Raw genomic sequence first — 19,083 nt, forward strand, 5'->3', positions numbered from 1 at the left:
TCCGTTCGTGGCTCGCCGTGCGGTGCACCCGCACGGCTGCGCTCCGGCCTCCAGGGGGCCATTCCCTCAGATCCCGGCATTCGAGGGCCGCTGCATCCACTCCGGCTTCGTCGCCCTCTCTCGCCTACCGCAGCGGGTACGCCTCGGTCGGGCGCCTCGCCGGAAGCGGCGCATCGACCCTCTCGGTGCGCGGGCTCTTCGGCAACGGCCCCCTGGAGACCGGCTCACTGCGCCCCCCTCCTGCGGCGGCTCCGCCGGCCCCCCCTGCTGCGGGAACGAAGCCGCGGACGGTTCCATTCTGTTTTTGACACTCCATTTCTTTCACGCACCGCGAGGGTTTCCCCATGATGGAGCCGCTGCTCTCCGTCAAGGATCTCCGGGTTGCGTTCCGGACCGAGCGAGGCGTGGTCCGGGCGCTGTTCGGCGTCTCCTTTTCCGTCGATCCGGGCGAGACGCTGGGATTGGTGGGGGAGTCGGGATGCGGGAAGACGGTCACTGCGCTCTCCGTCCTGCGGCTCCTTTCCTCGCCGCCCGCGGTCGTCGAAGGGGGCCGCGTCGGGTTCGGCGGGAAGGACCTCCTTGCCCTCTCCGAGGAGGAGATGTGCGCGGTGCGGGGGAAGGAGATCTCGATGATCTTCCAGGAGCCGATGACTTCCCTGAACCCCGTGCTGACCATCGGGAAGCAGGTGTCCGAGGCCTACACCGCGCATGGAACCTGCGGGAAGGAGGAGGCCGCCGCCCGGGCCCGGGAATGGCTCCGGCGCGTGAAGATGCCGGACCCGGAGCGGCGCATGCGGGAATACCCTCACCAGATGAGCGGCGGGATGCGGCAGCGGGCGATGATCGCGATGGCGCTCGCCCTCGAACCCGCGCTGCTGATCGCCGACGAGCCGTCCACCGCGCTCGACGTCACCATCCAGGCCCAGATCCTCGCGCTCCTCAAGGAGATGCGGGAGCAGGAACGGAAGATGGCGATCCTGCTCATCACGCACGATCTTGGGGTCGTCCATGAGTTCGCCGACCGGGTCGCCATCATGTACCTGGGAAGGATCGTCGAGGTCGCGAAGACGTCGGATCTCTTTGCCGATCCGATCCACCCGTACACCCAGGGGCTGCTCCGGTCGCTCCCGGGAAGGAGCGTCGGGGAGAAGCGGCTCCCGTCGATCCCCGGTACGGTGCCCGACCTGCACGCGATCCCGCCCGGATGTCCGTTCGCCGACCGGTGCCCGTTCCGAAAAAAGGCTCAGGAGCAGTTCCGCGCCGGGGAGACGGCCGAAGACGATCTGTCCATCTGCGACCGGTCGGACCCGCCGCTCGAGGAATACGCTCCCGGGCAATTCGCGGCGTGCCACTACCAGAGGACCCGGCGGCTGGAGGGGCGCGGATGAACGGCGGAGACGGGATGCTCCTCTCCCTGGAGAACCTCTACAAGCTCTTCCCGGTGAGGCGTTCGTTTTTCTCCCGTGAGATGCTCAGCGTGCATGCGATCGACGGGGTGTCGCTCGATGTCCCGCAGGGGAAGACCGTCGGGCTGGTAGGAGAGTCGGGTTGCGGAAAGACGACCCTGGGGCGCGTGGTCTTACGGCTGATTCCCCCCGACGCGGGGAGAATCCGGTTCGAGGGCAGGGACATCACCCACCTGTCCGGCGAAGAGCTGCGACGCGTCCGAAGAAGGATGCAGATCATCTTCCAGGACCCGTACTCATCGCTCAACCCGCGGATGCGGGTGAGCGACATCGTGGGGGAGGGGTGGATTGTCCACGGGATGGGGAACCGGGGGGAAATCCGGGAAAAGGCGGCGCAGCTGCTCTTGCGCGTCGGGCTTTCGGCGGACGCGGCCGGCAAGTACCCCCACGAGTTCTCCGGCGGCCAGCGGCAGCGCATCGGGATCGCGCGGGCGATCGCCCTTTCGCCGAGGCTCGTCGTGGCGGACGAGCCGGTGTCCGCGCTCGACGTCTCCGTCCAGGCGCAGATATTGAACCTGCTGAAGGACATCCAGGAAGAGTACGGGATGGCCTACCTGTTCGTCTCCCACGACCTTCGGGTGATCCGCCACATGAGCGACACCGTGGCCGTGATGTACCTGGGGAAGCTGATGGAAGTCTCCCCGGCGGAGGAGCTTTTCCTCAAGCCGCTCCACCCCTACACGCGCAGCCTCCTGGCGGCCGTCCCTATGCTCGGCGGGGCGCCGCAGGAGAAGATCGTGCTGCGCGGGGAGATCCCGAGTCCGCTTGCCCCTCCCTCCGGCTGCCGGTTCCACACCCGATGCTTCATGGCGCAGAAGGTCTGCGAGGAGGTCTGCCCCCTCCTCATCGAATCCGCCCCCGGCCGCTTCACCGCCTGCCACTTCGTCTAAGCCGCCTCCCACCCGGTGACTTGCCCGACTCACGCATTCCCCGTGCGATGAACCTCAAAGGACCGGCCATTCCACCGCGATTGAAATCGCGGTAAAATGGATAGGAATCAAATCATCGGGAGGTGCTTTATGGAATCGAGGGAAAACAGCGTGATCGCGGGCACTCTCCTGTTGGCGGCGGGGGCGCTTCTCGGGGCCGGCGTCGCGCTCCTGCTGGCGCCGCAGTCCGGAATGGATACGCGTAAAGCCATCGTTCGTTATGCGAAAAAAGCGGGGCGCAAGGCGGAAGGGGTCGTCGAGGAATTCGCCGATGCCGTTTCCAAGATGGTCGATGCCGTGGGAGACAAGGCCGAGGACATCCTCGGCATGGGGAAGGACCTTGCCCACGACGCGAAGAAGGAACTGATCGCAGCCATCGAGGAAGGGCAGAAGAGGCTCGAAATGCAGAAGGCGAGGCTGGAAAAGCTGATCGTTTAGTGCCTCAGGCGAACGAGCGCCCGGAGACCGACTTCGATTTCAGGAAGTCGTGCCGGCAGTACGGGCAGAACTTCCACTCCGGGGAGACCATCCTCTGGCAGGCGGGACAGGTGGCTTGCAGGGAGTGGCCGCACCCGGGACACATGAGGAACCCCGCACCCAGTGCATGGTTGCACGAGGGGCAGGTCGTACCGATATCCTCTTCGGTTTCCACCACCCGGTACATTTCCTCTAGCGTGGTGATCCCCGCCTTCACCTTCTCCAGTGCGGCGCGCGCCAGGGTGATCATCCCCGATGCGATGGCCTGCTGCCGGATGTCCGTTTCGGAGGCGTTGGTGACCACGAGGTCCCGGATCTGCTGGGTGAACGGGAGGATCTCGAAGACGCCGGTCCGCCCGCGGTATCCCGTCCCGCCGCATGCGGTGCACCCCTCCCCGCGATAGAAGGCGACCTCCCTCTTTTTCCGCTTGAATCCGATCCGGTCCAGTTCGTGCTCCGGCGGGTCGTACCGGACGCGGCACTTCGTGCAGATGACCCGCACCAGCCGTTGGGCCAGGATGCAATTGATCGTCGAGGCGACGAGGAAGGAGGGGGACCCCAGGTTCCGCAGCCGCGTGATCGTGGCCACGGCGCTGTTGGTGTGGATCGTCGATAAGACCAGGTGGCCTGTCAGGGCGGCCTGCATCGCGATCGTGACGGTTTCCAGGTCGCGCATCTCGCCGAGCATGATGACGTCCGGGTCCTGCCGGAGCATCGCCCGCAGGGTCGATGCGAAGGTCATCCCGATCTTGTCCTGGATCGCCACCTGGTTGATCCCCCCGATCTCGTACTCGATCGGGTCCTCGATCGTCGTGATGTTCCGATCCACGCTCTTGATCCGGTTGAGGACGCTGTAGAGGGTGGTCGTCTTTCCCGAGCCGGTTGGCCCGGTGACGAGCAGGATCCCCTGCGGCCGGCGGATCAGCACATCCATCTGGGCCAGTTCTTGGAGAGCCATCCCCATCCCCTCCAGGGGGATCTGGGAGTTGGCGGAGTCGAGGATCCGGACGACCACCTTCTCCCCGAAAGCGGCCGGCATCGTCGATACCCTGAGGTCAAGGTTCTTCAACCCCACGCGGACACTGATCCGCCCATCCTGCGGGAGACGCTTTTCCGCGATGTCCATCTTTGCCATGATCTTGATCCGCGAGATGACCGCGCCCTGCACCCATTTCGGAAGCTCCAGCGATTTCCGAAGGAGCCCGTCGATGCGGTTCCGGATCTGGAGGTTGTTCTTGGTCGGCTCGACGTGGATGTCGGAGGCGCCCTTCTCGACCGCCTCGGCGACGATCAGGTTCACCATCCGGATGATGGGAGCCGCCTCGCTCTTCTTCCGGAGGTCCTCGGCGTCCCCCCCCTCGCCCTCCTTCCTCTCCTGTACGACCTCGACGGAGCACTCCTCCGCAATGTCCTTAATATCCTTTGCGATGGTGTTCAGCGACGAGCCGAGGTGATAGTGCTGGTCGATCCCCCAGAGGAGATCGCTGCGGGTCGCGATGGCGGGCTGGATGGTGTACCCCGAGGCGAACCGGACGTCCTCGAACGCCTCGAAGCTCAGGGGGTCCGACATGGCGAGGTGGAGGTCCTTCTGCTCGATCGAGATCGGGAGGATCAGATGCTTCCGGGCCACCTTCTCGCCGATCAAATCGATGGCCTGGGGCTCCACGGGGGTCTGCTTCAGCTCGACGTAGGGAATCCCGAGCTGGATCGAGAGGGCCTGGGCGATCTCCTCCTCGGTGGCCATCCCCAGGTTGACGATCACCTCCCCAAGCTTGCCCCGCTTGGACCGCTGCTCGATGAGGGCCCGCGTCAGGCTCCCCTCCGACAGAAGGCCCGTTTCCACGAGCAGTTCCCCCAGCCTTTTTTTCCCCATTCAGGAACCCCTTCTCCTCCGACCATGGCATTTTAACAGATAAAGATCGATTCCGGCCGATAATTTGGGGCGAAACCCCTCTTCCCGTCAAGCATCGTAAAAACGAAAGGAGGGGGAAAGAATGCCCAGAGCGAGCCGGCCGGTGAGGTGCCCCAGGTGCAACGGAGTGATGGTGTACGAACGGTTCCAGGACTTGCTGGACCTCTTCTACGCCTGGAGGTGCCTGAATTGCGGCGAGATCGTGGATCCCGTGGTGGCCAGGAACCGGGGGATGGACAAGAAGACCAAGAAGAGGGCGGCGGGCTGAAATGCCAGCAACTATCTGATTTTGATACATTTTCCGCACGTTGACACCATCCGGTTTTTCGTGCTACGGTAACCCCGTGGTTTTTTCGGCTTGGGAGGCGATGGGGTTGGTGCGCGAACGGCACATGTTCTCGTTGCGGATCGGGTACGGGGAGCGCGCCCGCGAGTTCCGCGTCGGGCGAACCGGCCTATTGACGGCCGTAGCGACGCTGGCACTCGTGTTTTTCGCCGCCACCCATTTTCTCTACGATTACCGGGAAAACCTTTCGAAAATCAGGGATTTGCGGGTCCTCCGCCAGCGCGTCAGCGAGCAGAATCTCACCTTGTACAACCTGCACTCGAAGTTCGAGAGCCTGGAAACCGAGGTGGAGCGGCTCCGGGCACTTGACGCGCGCGTGAGGTCGCTGGTTCGCATCAACCAGTCGCTGCGTCCCGGCGGCGCCGGGAAGACGGGCCGGCCGACCGGCATCGGGGGGATGGAGACCCAGGAAACCGCGGCGACGGCCCGACTCGACCGCCTTCTCGACCTGCGGTTCGAACAGCTGAGGAAGGACGTCCTGGTGGACGTCAAGGACCTGGAGGCCCTCCGCGAGGAGCTGGACAGCCGGCGGATCGTCCTGGAGAGCATCCCTGCCCTCTGGCCGGTACGGGGGATCCTGTCCTCGGGCTTCGGGGTCCGGACCTCACCCTTTACGGACACTCCGGTGTTCCATCATGGGCTGGATATCATCGCCCGGCCAGGCGTTCCGGTGAGGGCGGCGGCTGCGGGAAAAGTGGTGCGGAGCGGATACGAATCGCTTTTCGGCAACGTCGTCGTCGTCGAGCACGGCTACGGTTACCGGACGCTCTACGCGCACCTGGGAAAGCAGCTGGCGGCGGCGGGCGACATCGTGCAGAAAGGGGATCCCGTCGGCACGGTGGGAGAGACGGGCCGGACCACCGGCGCCCATCTCCATTACGAAGTCCACGTGAACGGCCTCGCGGTGAATCCGTTCCGCTTTCTGAAGTAGAGCGGAACGGGTCCCAGCGGCAAATTCGGCGTGCCCCCCGGGGGAGTCGCCCCGCAGGGGCTTTTTTTTATCGTAGAATGACGGAAGCGGGATAACTACCTTATGTTCACAAACCTCCTGAAGAAAATGTTCGGCACGCAGAACGAGCGCGTGCTGGAGCGGATCGGACCCATCGTCGCCAGGGTCAACGCGCTGGAGCCGCAGATCTCGGCCCTGCCTGACGACCGGCTGGCGGCGCGGACAGCGGAGTTCCGGCAGCGGGTTGGGAACGGGGAGCCCCTCGAGTCGCTCCTTCCCGAGGTGTTCGCCACGGTCCGGGAGGTCTCCCGGCGCGTCCTGTCGATGCGCCACTTCGACGTTCAGCTGGTGGGAGGTGTCATCCTCCACGAGGGGAAGATCGCCGAGATGCGGACGGGCGAGGGGAAGACGCTCGTCGCCACCCTCCCCATCGTCCTCAACGCCCTGACCGGCCGCGGGGTTCACCTGGTCACCGTCAACGACTACCTGGCCCGGCGCGACGCCGAGTGGATGGGGGCCATCTACAAGTTCCTCGGGCTGTCGGTGGGGGTGATCGTCCACGGGATGGACGACGCGGAGCGGCAGGCCTCCTACCGCCGCGACATCACCTACGGGACGAACAACGAGTACGGCTTCGACTACCTCCGGGACAACATGAAGTTCCGCCTGGAGGACATGGTCCAGCGGGAGCTCCACTACGCGATCGTGGACGAGGTGGACTCGATCCTCATCGACGAGGCGCGCACGCCGCTCATCATCTCCGGTCCGGCGGAAGAGGCCACCGACAAGTACGTCCGGGTGAACTCGATCATCGGGTACATGAAGAAGGACGCGGACTACAAGGTCGACGAGAAGGCGCGGAGCGTCCTGCTTACCGAGGACCTCGGGATTCCCAAGGTCGAGCGCCTGGCCGGCGTCGACAACCTCTACGATCCCCGCAACATCGAGATCCTCCACCACGTCAACCAGGCGCTCAAGGCCCACGTGCTGTTCAAGCGGGACGTCGACTACATGGTGAAGGACGGCGAGGTCGTCATCGTCGACGAGTTCACCGGGCGGCTGATGCCGGGTCGGCGCTGGTCCGACGGCCTGCACCAGGCCGTGGAAGCAAAGGAAGGGGTCAAGATCGAGAACGAGAACCAGACGCTGGCGACCATCACCTTCCAGAACTACTTCCGGATGTTCGAGAAGCTGGCGGGGATGACCGGCACCGCCGACACGGAGGCCGTGGAGTTCAAGCAGATCTACAATCTCGACGTGGTGGTGATCCCCACCAACCAGCCGATGATCCGGGAGGACTACGGGGACCAGATCTACCGGTCCGAGGGGGAAAAGTTCCAGGCCGTGCTGGAGGAGGTCAAGCACCTGTACGAGGAGAAGCGGCCGGTCCTGGTGGGGACCGTCTCCATCGAGAAGTCCGAGCGTCTCTCCGCGCTCCTTTCGCGGCACGGGATTCCCCAAAACGTTTTGAACGCCAAGCACCACGAGAAGGAGGCCCAGATCATCGCGGAGGCCGGCCAGCCCGGGAAGGTGACGATCGCCACCAACATGGCGGGGCGCGGCGTCGACATCAAGCTGGGCGAAGGCGTCGTGGGGAAGGGCGGCCTCCACATCATCGGGACCGAGCGGCACGAGTCCCGCCGCGTGGACAACCAGCTGCGCGGCCGCGCGGGGCGCCAGGGCGATCCCGGATCGTCCCGTTTCTACCTCTCCCTCGAGGACGACCTGCTCCGGATCTTCGGGTCGGACCGGATCGCGCCGATCATGTCGAAGCTGGGGATGGAAGAGGGGGAGCCGATCGAGCACAACCTCATCAACAAGGCGGTCGAGAACGCCCAGAAGAAGGTGGAGGCCCACAACTTCGACATCCGGAAGCACCTGCTCGAATACGACGACGTGATGAACAAGCAGCGGACCGTCATCTACGACATGCGCGAGGACGTGCTCTCCGGCGAGGACCTGCGGGACATGGTGATGGAGATGGCCGGGGAGGTCGCGGAGGAGCTGGTAGGACGGTTTTCCGACGCGAAGGAGTACCCGGAGCAGTGGGAGCTCTCCGCCCTGGGCGACGCGACGTACGCCCAGTTCGGGTACCGGCCCGACATCCCGAAGGAAGAGGTGCCCGGGCTCCAACAGGAGGGGCTTGCCGGGAGGATCCGGGAGGGAGCGATCTCCGCATACGAGAGGAAGGAAAAGGAATACGGCGCGGATGCGATGCGCTACCTCGAGCGGATGTTCCTGCTCTCCACGATCGACGCGCAGTGGAAGGACCACCTGCTGTCGATGGACCACCTCAAGGAGGGGATCGGCCTGCGGGGGTACGCCCAGAAGGACCCGCTGAAGGAGTACCAGCGGGAGGGATTCGACATGTTCTCCGACCTGGTGTTCCGGATCAAGGAGGAGTCGCTCAAGAGGCTCTTCCACGTGAAGGTGCAGCGGGAGGAAGAGGGGAAGGCCGCCGCCCTGCCGCCCATCGCTCCCAGGAGAGTCAACCTCTCCCACGGCGACCTCTCCCGCGCCGGCCAGACGACGCAGCGGCACGCGAAGAAGAAGGTCGGGCGCAACGACCCCTGCCCGTGCGGGTCGGGCAAGAAATACAAGAAATGCTGCGGCATGGAGGCGTGACGGGTGAGGCCTGCGAGAACGGTCCTGGTTCCGGGATTCCGGGGGGCAGGGACAGCGTGCGGAATCAAGAAGACGGGGAAGACCGACCTGGCCCTGGTCGTGAGCGAGCACCCCTGCGTCTCCGACGTCGTTTTCACGCGGAACCGGGTGTTTGCCGCCCCAGTAGCCTGGGGGAAGGGGCTGCGGAGCCGCTCCGCCCTGCGCGGCGTGATCGTCAACAGCGGGAACGCCAACGCGTGCACGGGGGAGGAAGGGCTCTCCGCGGTGCGGAGGACTTCCGACGCGGTCTGCGCGGCACTGGGGCTCCCGAGGAATTCCCTGCTGGTCTCCTCCACGGGAGTGATCGGCGTGCCGCTTCCGGCTTCGATGATAGCGGCAGCGCTTCCCCGGCTATGCGCCTCCCTCTCTGCCCTCGGGATCGCCGGGGCGGGTGACGCGATGCTCACCACGGACGCCTATCCCAAGCGCGGGGTCCGAAGGATCAGCGTCCGTGGAAGAAGGGTCACCCTCGGGGGGATCGCCAAGGGGGCCGGAATGATCGCTCCGAACATGGGGACGATGCTGGCCTATGTGTTCACGGACGCATCCGTGCGGCCGGCCGACCTGCGAAGGGCGTTCCGCGAGGCGGTGGACCGGACGTTCAACCGCATCGTGGTGGACGGCGACACGAGCACCAACGACACCGCCGCGATCTTCGCCAACGGCGCCTGCGGTCTTCCTCCCCTGGCGGGGAGGGAACTGGCGGCGTTTTCGGAGGCGCTCCAATCCCTGCTGCTCGACCTCGCCCTCATGATCGTGCGCGACGGCGAGGGAGCCACGCGGGTTGTCCGGGTGGCGGTGACGGGGGCCGCAAGCGATCGCGACGCCCTTCGGGCGGCGCGTGCGGTGGCCACGTCGCCGCTGGTGAAGACGGCGGTGTTCGGCGCCGACCCCAACTGGGGGCGGGTCATCGCTGCGGTCGGGAGAGCGGGGATCCGCATCGACCCGGCGAGGATCGAGCTGACGTTCGCGGGGGAGAAGGTCCTCCGGCGGGGGATGGAGATCGACCATGCCGCCGAGCGCCGCGCCGCGCCGAAGATCCGCAAGGAAGCGTACGGGATCGAGGTGGAACTGGGGCTGGGGAAGGGCAGTTCCCACCTCTACTTTTCGGATCTCAACCACGAGTACATCCGGATCAACGCGGGGTACCGCACCTAACGCCAGCAGCCAGGGGGGACATTCCTGGTTGCCGGCGGGGGACACTCCTTTACCTGGACCTCGATAAAACCAGGAATGTCCCCATCTGTGTGGTCCCCCTCCGCCATTTCTAGTTGATGGGGCGTCCCCCCCGTGATATGTATACCCGGTTAGGCAATCATAATCATTCCCCACGGGCGGGACTCTCCCCGGGGTGCCCCGGCGTCTGACGCCGAGGTGGATGGGGAGGGGCGGAGCGCCCGGAGGACCAACCCCGAACGCAAGGAGGAAGGGAAGGCATGGCAAACGGACAAGGTTCGGTCATCACGATGAAACAGCTGCTGGAGGCGGGCGTCCACTTCGGGCACCAGACCAAGCGGTGGAACCCGAAGATGAAGAAGTACATCTTCACTGCCCGCAACGGGATCTACATCATCGACCTGCAGCAGACGGTGAAGATGTTCCGCTCGGCGTACGACGTGGTGAGGGACATGGCCGCGGAAGGGCGGACGATCCTCTTCGTGGGCACCAAGAAACAGGCGCAAGAGGCCGTCGAGGAGGAGGCCCGGCGCGCCGGCGCTCCCTACGTGAACCAGCGCTGGCTGGGCGGGATGCTCACCAACTTTCAGACGATCCGAAAGAGCCTCGACCGGCTTCAGCGCCTGAAGGAAATGGGCACCGACGGCACCGCCGAAAAGCTCCCGAAGAAGGAAGTGCTGAAGCTGGAGAAAGAGCGCGTCAAGATGGAGAGGGTTCTCGGCGGGATCCAGGAGCTCCGGCGCGTGCCGGAGGCCGTCTTCGTCGTCGACCCGTCCCGCGAGCAGATTGCGGTCCTGGAAGCGCGCCGCCTGGGAATTCCCATCATCGCCATCGTGGACACCAACTGCGACCCCGACCTCATCGATTACGTGATTCCCGGGAACGACGACGCCATCCGGGCGATCAAGCTCTTCCTCGCGAAGGTGGCCGACGCGATCATCGAGGGAAAGGCGGCATATGCCGAGAAGGCGGCCTCCGAGGGCGACAAGGGGGCGATGACGCCGGAGGTTACCATGGCGCTGATCTCCACGGAGGACGAGCCGGCAGAGGAGCCCGCCGGAGTCCCCGCCGCGGCCAAGGAGTAGGCATCGATGCAGATCACCTCGGAGATGGTACGCGAGCTGCGCGAGAAGACCGGCGCGGGGATGATGGACTGCAAAAAGGCGCTCGCGGAGACGGACGGCAGCATGGAACAGGCGATCGACAACCTCCGGAAGAAAGGGCTTGCCGCGGCGTCGAAGAAGGCCTCCCGCATCGCGTCGGAAGGGGCGGTGGCCGCGAACGTGGACGGCGGCGCGGGCGCTCTCGTGGAGGTCAACTGCGAGACGGATTTCGTCGCCAGGACCGACGATTTCCAGGCGTTCGTCCGCGAGGTTGCAGCGCTGGTGCGCGCCCGGGCTCCGCGGGACGTGGAGGCCGCACTGGCCCTGCCCGCGGGAGCCGGAACGCTTGCCGACCAGCAGACCGGGCGCGTGGCCAAGATCGGGGAGAAGATCTCGTTCCGGCGGTTCGTCCGGTTCGCGCTTCCGGGGGGGACCCGGGGAGTGATCGTCCCCTACATCCATGCCGGCGGCAAGATCGGCGTGCTCGTCGAGCTGCACGGAGCCGGGGCGGACCATCCGGAGTTCGTCGCGCTCGGGAAGGACCTGGCGATGCAGGTCGCGGCGGCCAACCCCTCCTACATTGCACGGGAGAACGTCCCCGCCGACGTGATCGCCCGGGAGAAAGCCATCTACCGCGACCAGGCGCTGGCGGCGGGCAAGCCGGAGAAGATCCTGAACAAGATCGCGGAGGGGAAACTCGAGAAGTTCTACGGGGATTTCTGCCTGGTCGAGCAGGCGTTCATCAAGGACCCCGACCGGAAGGTGAAGAGTTTGCTTTCGGCGTTGGCCGCGAAGGCCGGCGTGGAGGTGCGGGTGGCAGGTTTCGCCCGCTTCCAGGTCGGGGAGGGGATGGAAAAGCGCTCCGATGATCTTGCCGCCGAGGTGGCCAGGCAGCTCGGGGGAGGACACTCCTGATTCTGTCGCCGAAAAAAAAAGGAGTGTACCCCGCCACCGTGGCGAAACCGGTCTACCGCAGGATCCTGCTGAAGCTGTCGGGGGAGGCCCTGATGGGGAAGCAGGATTTCGGAATCGACCAGGAGGTCCTGGGCGCACTGTCCGATGAGGTTCGGCAGGTTACGGAGCTCGGCGTCCAGGTGGCGCTGGTGGTCGGGGGAGGGAACATCTTCCGCGGTATCCGGACCAGTCGGGAGTACGGCATCGACCGCGCTTCGGCCGACTACATGGGGATGCTGGCGACCGTCATCAACAGCCTCGCCCTCCAGGAGAAGCTCGAGCGCGACGGCGTGGTGACGCGGGTCCTCTCGGCCATCGAGATGCGGGCCATCGCCGAGCCGTACATCCGGCGGCGGGCCCTGCGCCACCTCGAGAAGGGGCGGGTGGTGATCTTCGCGGGAGGGACCGGCAACCCGTACTTCACGACGGACACCGCCGCCGCGCTTCGCGCGATGGAGATCAACGCCGAAGCGATCCTCAAGGCGACGAAGGTCGACGGCGTCTACGACCGGGACCCGATGACCGACAAGAAAGCGAAGAAGTTCACGGAACTGACCTACATCGATGTCCTGCAGAAACACCTCAAGGTGATGGATGCAACGGCGATCTCCCTGTGCATGGACAACGGACTCCCGATCGTCGTTTTCAACCTGACGAGGCGGGGGAACATCGTCCGGGTGGTGCGCGGGGAAAAGATCGGCACCGTCGTCCACGGAGGCCGCTGATGGAGGCCCTGCTGAAAGACGTCACCGGGAAGATGACCCGGAGCATCGAGTCATTCAGGAAGGAACTGGGGAAGGTCCGGACCGGGCGCGCCTCCTTCTCCCTGCTGGACGGCATCAAGGCGGACTACTACGGGACGCTGACGCCTCTCCAGCAGGTGGGGACGCTCTCGGTGCCCGAGAGCCGCCTGATAACCGTTACCCCGTGGGACGCCAAGATGATCGGCCCGATCGAGAAGGCGATCCAGGCCGGAGGGCTGGGCCTGAACCCCACGAACGACGGCAAGGTCGTCCGGATCCCCATCCCGCCCCTCACCGAGGAGCGGCGAAAGGAGCTGGTGAAGCTGGTGAAGAAAATGGCGGAGGACGCCCGGATCGCGGTCCGCAATATCCGCCGGGAAGCGATCGAGCGCATCAAGGAGAAGGAGAAGAAGAAGGAGATTTCCGAAGACGGGATGAAGCGCGGCCAGGAGCGGATCCAAAAGGAGACCGACGCCTTCATCAAGAAGATCGACGGCATCCTGAAAACCAAGGAACAGGAGATCATGGAAGTATGAAAATGAAAGGAGGAAAGTAAAATGGCCGTACGCATCACCGACGAGTGCACCGCCTGCGGGACCTGCCTGGACACCTGTCCCGCCGGGTCCATCGAGGAGGGCGAGAAGTACAAGGTGAACGACACCTGCACGGACTGCCTCGCCTGCGTCGATTCCTGCCCGACCGGATCGATCGTCCAGATCTAGGACGCTCCCTGGTACCGAAAGCCTTCGGCCACATGCAAAGCGGCGGAACCAACGCAGCCGCGCTTCCTCGCCACGTCGCCGTCATCATGGACGGGAATGGGCGATGGGCGAAGCTGCGCGAGCTTCCCCGCGTCGAGGGCCACCGGATGGGGATCCGCTCCGTCCGCGCGGTCGTGGAGTGCGCGCGGGAGCTGGGAATCCCCTACCTGACCCTGTATGCTTTCTCCGTGGAAAACTGGGGAAGGCCCGAGGGCGAGGTTTCCACCCTCATGATCCTGCTCCGGGAGTTCCTGCTCCAGGAACTTCCGGAGCTTGCGCGCCACCGTATCCGGCTGAACGTCATCGGAGAGGTTTCCCAGCTGCCGGAGATCGTCCAGGAGGTCCTGGAGCGGGTCCTGTCGGAAACGGCAGCCAACGAGGAAATGACGCTGACCCTTGCGCTGTCGTACGCGGGGAGAGACGAGATCGTCCGGGCAGCGCGGAAGCTGGCGGCAGACGCGGCGGCGGGAAACCTCGCGCCGGGGAAGATCTCCGAAAAGGAGTTCGCCCTGCGCCTGGACACGGCGCAGATGCCCGACCCCGACCTGGTCATCCGCACCAGCGGCGAGCTCCGGATCAGCAACTTCCTGCTCTGGCAGGCTGCCTACGCCGAGTTCGTGTTCACCGACGTGCTCTGGCCCGATTTCGGGAAGGCGGAATTCCTCCAGGCGCTCGACGAGTTCTCCCGGCGACACCGCAGGTTCGGGCTGACGGAGGATCAGGTCGAGCCTCCGTCCGGCGGCGGATAAACCGTGCTCTGGAAAAGAGTCGCCACCGCGGCCGTCCTCCTGCCGCTCCTCATCGGGACCGTCCTGTACGGAAGGGGATGGCCCTTCTCCCTGCTGGCCCTCGCCGTTGCCCTGCTGTGCGCGGTGGAATATTTCCGGATGTTTCTCCCTTCTCCCGCGGATCGGTGGCCGGGAATCGCCGCGACCGGCCTGGCCTGCGTCTCGGGCGCGCTGCTCCCGTTTCCGGCGGCCGTCTCCGCCATCCTGCTTTGCGTCGCGTTGGCGGCGTTCCGCTTTCTTTCCGCCGAAGGGACACCGGAGGAACGGGTCCGGTCCGCCGCCCTCTCCGTCCTGGGGGTGGTGTACGTCGGAGGGTTCCTCTCGACCTGGCCGCGGACCCTTCTTCTGCCCGTCGGCGAGCACTGGGTGCTCCTGGGGATCGTAGCGGTCGCCGCCGGGGACACCTTCGCGTATTTCGTCGGGCGCGCGATCGGGAAGCGACCGCTGTCGCCCCGGATGTCCCCGAACAAGACGGTGGAAGGAGCCATCGGAGGGCTTATGGCCAGCGTGCTCTGCTCCGCGGCGTACGCGGCGGTCTTTCTCCCCGGCATCCGGACCTGGTTCATATTGGGGGCTGCCGCAATCCTGGGATCGGCGGGGCAAGCGGGAGACCTGTTCGAATCGATGCTCAAACGGGCCGCCGGGGTGAAGGACAGCGGGAATCTCCTGCCCGGCCACGGCGGGCTGCTCGACCGTGCGGACGGCATCATCGCCGCGGGACCGGTGCTCCACCTGTTGGCGATCCTCTCCCGGCAGGCCGGAGGAACCTAGTGGCCCGTCTCGCAAATAACCTGGCATTCGAACGCCGCTGCTGGGGGCCTGTCCCCGGAAGGGTTTCGTCGCGAGACAAGGGAGACCCGAGGCGAGGCGGGCAAGCGCAGAAGCAAGCGCGGAGGCGTACTTTAAGTACGCCGCACAAGCGCGCGACGAGCACTCCCGACGCAGCCCGGGGATCGCTTGTCGCAGCAGAAAAGGCAGCTTTTTGGGCGACCGGCGCCTGCGGCTCGGTCTGCACCGCCAGCCCTTTGTCGGACTCCCTGCGCCCAGCTGCGGCGTGCTTCAAGCACGCCTCGCTGTGCTCGGTCGTCCTTCGCGGTCTGACGGCGCATCCGCTTTGCCTCGGCTGCCGACCCTTCCGGGGACAGGCCCCTCGCGCCGGCTGCGTTGCGCTCCTTGCGCCGTACTGCTACGAGTACGCCTCAGTCGCGCGCCTTGCCGGACGCTTTGCCTCGGCGTTCTCGGTGCGTCAGCCTATTTACGAGACGGGACACTAGGATGAGCGCCCGGAAAGGAGTTGCCGTCCTGGGTTCCACCGGATCGGTGGGCCGCAGCGCACTCGACGTGATCGCCCGGTTTCCGGGAAGGTTCCGGGTGACGGCCCTGTGCGCCGGGAAGAATGCGAGTCGACTCGGGGAGCAGGCGCGGCGGTTCCGCCCGTCCCTCGTCTGCCTGGCGGAGGAGCGCTCCGCGGCACAGTTGGGACGCCTTCCGCGGGGAACCCGCGTGGTGTTCGGCGAGCAAGGGATGACCGAAGCGGTCTGCGCGGACGCGGCCGGAATCGTGCTGGCCGCCGCGTCGGGGGTGTCCTCGATCCGGCCCGTGATCGCGGCGGCAACTCTCGGGAAGCGGATCGCGCTGGCCAACAAGGAGCTGCTCGTGATGGCGGGCAGGTTCCTCGTCAAGGCCGCCAGGGCGGGTGGGGCCGAAATCCTGCCCGTCGACAGCGAGCACTCGGCCGTGTTCCAGGCCGCCTCCGGCCACCGGCGGGAAGACATCCTCCGGATCCTCCTCACCGCCTCCGGAGGGCCGTTCCGGAACCACACCTTGCGGCGGATGCGGCGGGCGACGGTCTCCGAGGTGCTCGGCCATCCGACCTGGCGGATGGGGACGAAGATCACGGTCGACTCCGCGACGCTGATGAACAAGGGGCTGGAGGTGATCGAGGCGACCTGGCTCTTCGGCCTTCCTCCCTCGAAGATCGACGTGCTCATCCATCCCCAGTCGGTGGTCCACTCGATCGTGGAGTACCGGGACGGGAGCATGATCGCGCAGTTCGGGGTCCCCGACATGAGGATCCCGATCGGATACGCCCTCTCCTACCCCGAGCGCCTTCCCCTGGAACTGCCCAGATTCAAACCGCATCGAATGGACGGATGGACGTTCGAGCCGCCGGACCGGAAACGGTTCCCGGCCCTTTCGATGGCCTACGCCGCGGCGGAGGCGGGGGGCACGGCCCCCGCGGTCCTTTCCGCCGGGAACGAGGTCGCGGTCGACGCGTTTCTTTCGGGAAGGATCCGGTTCACCGAGATCGTGGAAGTGGTGGGTTCCCTGATGGCCGGATGGCGGCGGGAAGATCGACCCGTGACCCTTGCCGATGTCCTTCGCGCCGACGCACGGGCGAGGGAGATGGCCGACCTGCTGATTCCCAGGAAAAGGAGCCCGCGCCGCTGATGGATTTCCTCTCTTCCGCATCGCATTTCCTGACGACGCCCATTGCCTTTGTCGTGGTGCTGGGCATCCTGATCTTCGTCCACGAGTTCGGGCACTTCATCGTCGCCCGCAGGCTCGGGGTGGGAGTCACGAAATTTTCCTTCGGCTTCGGGCCGAAGCTGTTCGGGGTCCGGCGGGGGGAGACGGAATACCTCGTCTCGGCGATACCGCTCGGCGGGTACGTGAAGCTCGTCGGGGAGAGCGACGGCGACGACGTTCCGGAACCGCTGCGGAGCCGGTCGTTTTCCCACAAGCCGGTTTGGGTGAAGATGGCGGTCGTGGCGGCGGGGCCGCTGGGGAACCTCCTTTTCGCGGTCCTGGTCTTCTGGATCGTCTTCCTCGGCGGAGTCCCCGCGTTGACGCCCAGGATCGGGAACGTTCTGCCCGACTCGCCGGCGGCGCGAGCGGGTCTGAAAGCAGGGGACGTCGTCGTCCGCATCGGGGGGACCACCATCTCGACGTGGGAGGAGCTGGCCGCGCGGATCAGGCAGGAAGGGGCGGGGAGCGAGCTCTCCATGACCGTGCGCCGGGACGGGAAGGAATTCACCGTCAAGGTGTCCCCAGAGATCCGGGAGGGGAAAAACATCTTCGGGGAAAAGGTCCAGGAGCCCAAGATCGGCATCGTCGCCGGACAGGAGATCGTCCGGCAGAAGCTGGGCCCCGTGTCGGCGCTTCTCCGCGCGGGGAGGGAAACCGGGAAGCTGGTCGAGTTGACCGGGATGACCGTCGTGAAGCTTCTGACGCGCGTGCTCCCGTCGGATACCCTCGGGGGGCCGATCCTCATCGCCCAGCTGGCGGGCGACCAGGCGCGGCAGGGGGTCTCCCCGTTCGCCTACTTCCTCGGGCTGCTCAGCGTGAACCTCGGGATCCTGAACCTTCTGCCCATCCCGATCCTGGACGGTGGGCACCTCCTTTTCTTCTCGATCGAGGCGCTCCGCCGCAAGCCGCTGTCCCCCCAGGCGCGGGCCCTGGCGCAGCAGGTGGGCCTGGCCATCATCCTGATGCTGACCGCGCTGGTCTTCTACAACGACATCGCCCGCCTGGTCTCCCGCTAGGGACATTCCTGGAGAGGGACCTGGCAGGAACACGAAGGGAGCGAGACTCCAACCGTATTCGATAGACGAAGGGGGTTCGAGCTCCGGGGCAGCGCCGACGAGCAGGAGGATGAGCGGTTAGGGACGGCCGCGGAAGCTGCCGAGACGACCCGCGCAGCCCGGACAGGATGTCCGGGCGAGAGCGGGCGCAGTCACAAAACCGAGGTGGATGGATCGGAAGAGGATGACAGGACCGTCCCGGTTATTCATTCTCGCCATCGAAACGGCGACGCCGCACGGCAGCGTTGCATTGGTCTCGGGGGACGTTGTCCTGGCGGAATCCGCGCTGCCCCGCGGGCGACAGGCATCCGAAACGGTTCTTTCCGCCGTCGACCTGCTCCTGCGAAATACGGGATCGGGACCCGGCAATGTCGGGCACGTGGCCGTGTCGTCGGGGCCGGGCTCCTTCACGGGCCTGCGGGTGGGAATGGCGGTCGCCAAGGGGTACTGCTTCGGATGGGGGATCCCGATGGTCCCCGTCCCGACGCTCCACGCGCTGGCGTCGAGGTTCCGGCCCGCAGGGATGACGGTGTGCCCCGTCCTGGACGCGAAGAAAAAGGAGGTGTATGCCGCCCTGTTCCGTTGGGAGGACGGCAGGTGCAGGAGGCTTTCACCCGACCTGGCGATCGCCCCGGCCGAGCTTCCCGGGAAGCTGCCGGACGGAACGGTGTTTTTCTGCGGCGACGGCGCCGCACCTTTCGCTCCGCTCTTCCGGGAGCGCCTGGGCGACAGGGCCATCTTTCCCCCCGCGGGGGGGGGGCTGCCGAGCGCGGGGGCAGTGGGGCTTCTCGCTGCGGGCCTGGTACGGGCGGGGTCCGTCGTCGACGCTCGCCTGGCGGTCCCGGCTTACGTACGCCCCTCGGAGGCGGAGCTCAAGCGCAGGTAGGGACAACAGGCCGGATCCTCCCCCTTTAATTGACAATTGGCCGTCCTCTGTTAAACTGAAAAACCATCTCAAATTGGAGGCGCCGATGGGACAAACCCAGGAGGCAAAGATGGCGGCTCTCATCGAAAAGAACCCGGACTTCAAGAACCTGGTCCAGGAGCACCGGAAGCTGGATGATAAGTTGAAGGAGCTAGACCGGAAGGTGTATTTGACGCCCGACGAGGAAATGGAGCGGAAGCGGCTGCAGAAGCTCAAGCTGGCCAAGAAGGACCAGATCGCCAGGATACTCACCAGCCAATAGGCGGCGGCCCACCGGAAGACCGTTCGATCAGGAACCGGACTCCC

At 65.8% G+C, this 19,083-nt stretch carries 19 protein-coding genes; 18 read left to right on the plus strand and 1 reads right to left on the minus strand.

Annotated elements, in window-relative coordinates:
* The first annotated feature begins 344 nt into the window (after positions 1 to 344).
* The 3 genes from dppD to A2Z13_01555 all read left to right on the plus strand — a co-directional run bounded on the left by dppD (position 345) and on the right by A2Z13_01555 (position 2,833).
* The gene (gene dppD / locus A2Z13_01545; GenBank protein ID OGP77465.1) at positions 345 to 1,388 is read left to right on the plus strand and encodes a dipeptide ABC transporter ATP-binding protein DppD; all 1,044 of its coding nucleotides are present in this window, start codon (positions 345 to 347) and stop codon (positions 1,386 to 1,388) included.
* The gene (locus tag A2Z13_01550) at positions 1,385 to 2,356 is read left to right on the plus strand and encodes a peptide ABC transporter substrate-binding protein (protein OGP77466.1); all 972 of its coding nucleotides are present in this window, start codon (positions 1,385 to 1,387) and stop codon (positions 2,354 to 2,356) included. The genes dppD and A2Z13_01550 overlap by 4 nt, the downstream gene beginning before the upstream one ends.
* A 129-nt stretch (positions 2,357 to 2,485) precedes the next feature.
* The gene (locus A2Z13_01555) at positions 2,486 to 2,833 is read left to right on the plus strand and encodes a hypothetical protein (GenBank protein OGP77467.1); all 348 of its coding nucleotides are present in this window, start codon (positions 2,486 to 2,488) and stop codon (positions 2,831 to 2,833) included.
* 4 nt (positions 2,834 to 2,837) lie between these two features.
* Here A2Z13_01555 and A2Z13_01560 read toward each other — a convergent pair whose 3' ends face one another.
* Positions 2,838 to 4,745 carry a hypothetical protein gene (locus tag A2Z13_01560; protein ID OGP77468.1) on the minus strand — a complete coding sequence of 636 codons (1,908 nt, stop codon included), beginning with the start codon at positions 4,743 to 4,745 and terminating at the stop codon, positions 2,838 to 2,840.
* Positions 4,746 to 4,866: 121 nt separating this feature from the next.
* On the opposite strand from A2Z13_01560, the gene A2Z13_01565 reads away from it, so the two are divergent.
* The 15 genes from A2Z13_01565 to A2Z13_01635 all read left to right on the plus strand — a co-directional run bounded on the left by A2Z13_01565 (position 4,867) and on the right by A2Z13_01635 (position 19,039).
* Positions 4,867 to 5,052 (plus strand): hypothetical protein, encoded by a 186-nt coding sequence (locus A2Z13_01565; GenBank protein ID OGP77469.1) that lies wholly within the window; start codon positions 4,867 to 4,869, stop codon positions 5,050 to 5,052.
* A 100-nt stretch (positions 5,053 to 5,152) separates the two neighbouring features.
* Positions 5,153 to 6,061 (plus strand): hypothetical protein, encoded by a 909-nt coding sequence (locus A2Z13_01570; GenBank protein ID OGP77470.1) that lies wholly within the window; start codon positions 5,153 to 5,155, stop codon positions 6,059 to 6,061.
* A gap of 102 nt (positions 6,062 to 6,163) precedes the next feature.
* Entirely contained in the window at positions 6,164 to 8,704 is a 2,541-nt protein-coding gene (secA, locus tag A2Z13_01575; protein OGP77471.1) for a preprotein translocase subunit SecA, read from the plus strand.
* 3 nt (positions 8,705 to 8,707) lie between these two features.
* Positions 8,708 to 9,901, plus strand: a complete 1,194-nt coding sequence (locus A2Z13_01580; protein OGP77472.1) for a bifunctional ornithine acetyltransferase/N-acetylglutamate synthase — start codon at positions 8,708 to 8,710, stop codon at positions 9,899 to 9,901.
* A 278-nt stretch (positions 9,902 to 10,179) separates the two neighbouring features.
* Positions 10,180 to 11,004 carry a 30S ribosomal protein S2 gene (locus tag A2Z13_01585; protein ID OGP77473.1) on the plus strand — a complete coding sequence of 275 codons (825 nt, stop codon included), beginning with the start codon at positions 10,180 to 10,182 and terminating at the stop codon, positions 11,002 to 11,004.
* 6 nt (positions 11,005 to 11,010) lie between these two features.
* A complete protein-coding gene (locus tag A2Z13_01590; protein OGP77474.1) occupies positions 11,011 to 11,937 on the plus strand; it encodes a translation elongation factor Ts in 927 nt (308 codons plus the stop codon).
* Between the two features lie 38 nt (positions 11,938 to 11,975).
* A complete protein-coding gene (locus tag A2Z13_01595; GenBank protein OGP77555.1) occupies positions 11,976 to 12,701 on the plus strand; it encodes a UMP kinase in 726 nt (241 codons plus the stop codon).
* Positions 12,698 to 13,255: a ribosome recycling factor gene (locus A2Z13_01600; protein OGP77556.1), complete on the plus strand. Its 558-nt coding sequence runs from the start codon at positions 12,698 to 12,700 to the stop codon at positions 13,253 to 13,255. Before A2Z13_01595 ends, A2Z13_01600 begins: the two co-directional genes overlap by 4 nt.
* A 21-nt stretch (positions 13,256 to 13,276) precedes the next feature.
* Entirely contained in the window at positions 13,277 to 13,441 is a 165-nt protein-coding gene (locus A2Z13_01605) for a 4Fe-4S ferredoxin (protein OGP77475.1), read from the plus strand.
* Between the two features lie 32 nt (positions 13,442 to 13,473).
* Positions 13,474 to 14,229: a di-trans,poly-cis-decaprenylcistransferase gene (locus A2Z13_01610; GenBank protein OGP77476.1), complete on the plus strand. Its 756-nt coding sequence runs from the start codon at positions 13,474 to 13,476 to the stop codon at positions 14,227 to 14,229.
* Positions 14,230 to 14,232: 3 nt separating this feature from the next.
* Positions 14,233 to 15,039, plus strand: coding sequence for a hypothetical protein (locus A2Z13_01615; protein OGP77477.1), 807 nt, complete (start codon positions 14,233 to 14,235; stop codon positions 15,037 to 15,039).
* A 504-nt stretch (positions 15,040 to 15,543) separates the two neighbouring features.
* The gene (locus A2Z13_01620) at positions 15,544 to 16,719 is read left to right on the plus strand and encodes a 1-deoxy-D-xylulose-5-phosphate reductoisomerase (protein OGP77478.1); all 1,176 of its coding nucleotides are present in this window, start codon (positions 15,544 to 15,546) and stop codon (positions 16,717 to 16,719) included.
* A gap of 29 nt (positions 16,720 to 16,748) precedes the next feature.
* Positions 16,749 to 17,813, plus strand: coding sequence for an RIP metalloprotease RseP (locus A2Z13_01625; GenBank protein OGP77557.1), 1,065 nt, complete (start codon positions 16,749 to 16,751; stop codon positions 17,811 to 17,813).
* Between the two features lie 223 nt (positions 17,814 to 18,036).
* Complete coding sequence (locus A2Z13_01630; protein ID OGP77558.1) at positions 18,037 to 18,738, plus strand: tRNA (adenosine(37)-N6)-threonylcarbamoyltransferase complex dimerization subunit type 1 TsaB; 702 nt, start codon at positions 18,037 to 18,039, stop codon at positions 18,736 to 18,738.
* An 85-nt stretch (positions 18,739 to 18,823) separates the two neighbouring features.
* A complete protein-coding gene (locus tag A2Z13_01635) occupies positions 18,824 to 19,039 on the plus strand; it encodes a hypothetical protein (protein OGP77479.1) in 216 nt (71 codons plus the stop codon).
* The last annotated feature ends 44 nt before the right edge of the window (positions 19,040 to 19,083 follow it).

The organism is Deltaproteobacteria bacterium RBG_16_64_85 (assembly GCA_001798885.1).
In the GTDB taxonomy this organism is placed as follows: Bacteria; Desulfobacterota; Deferrimicrobia; order Deferrimicrobiales; family Deferrimicrobiaceae; genus FEB-35.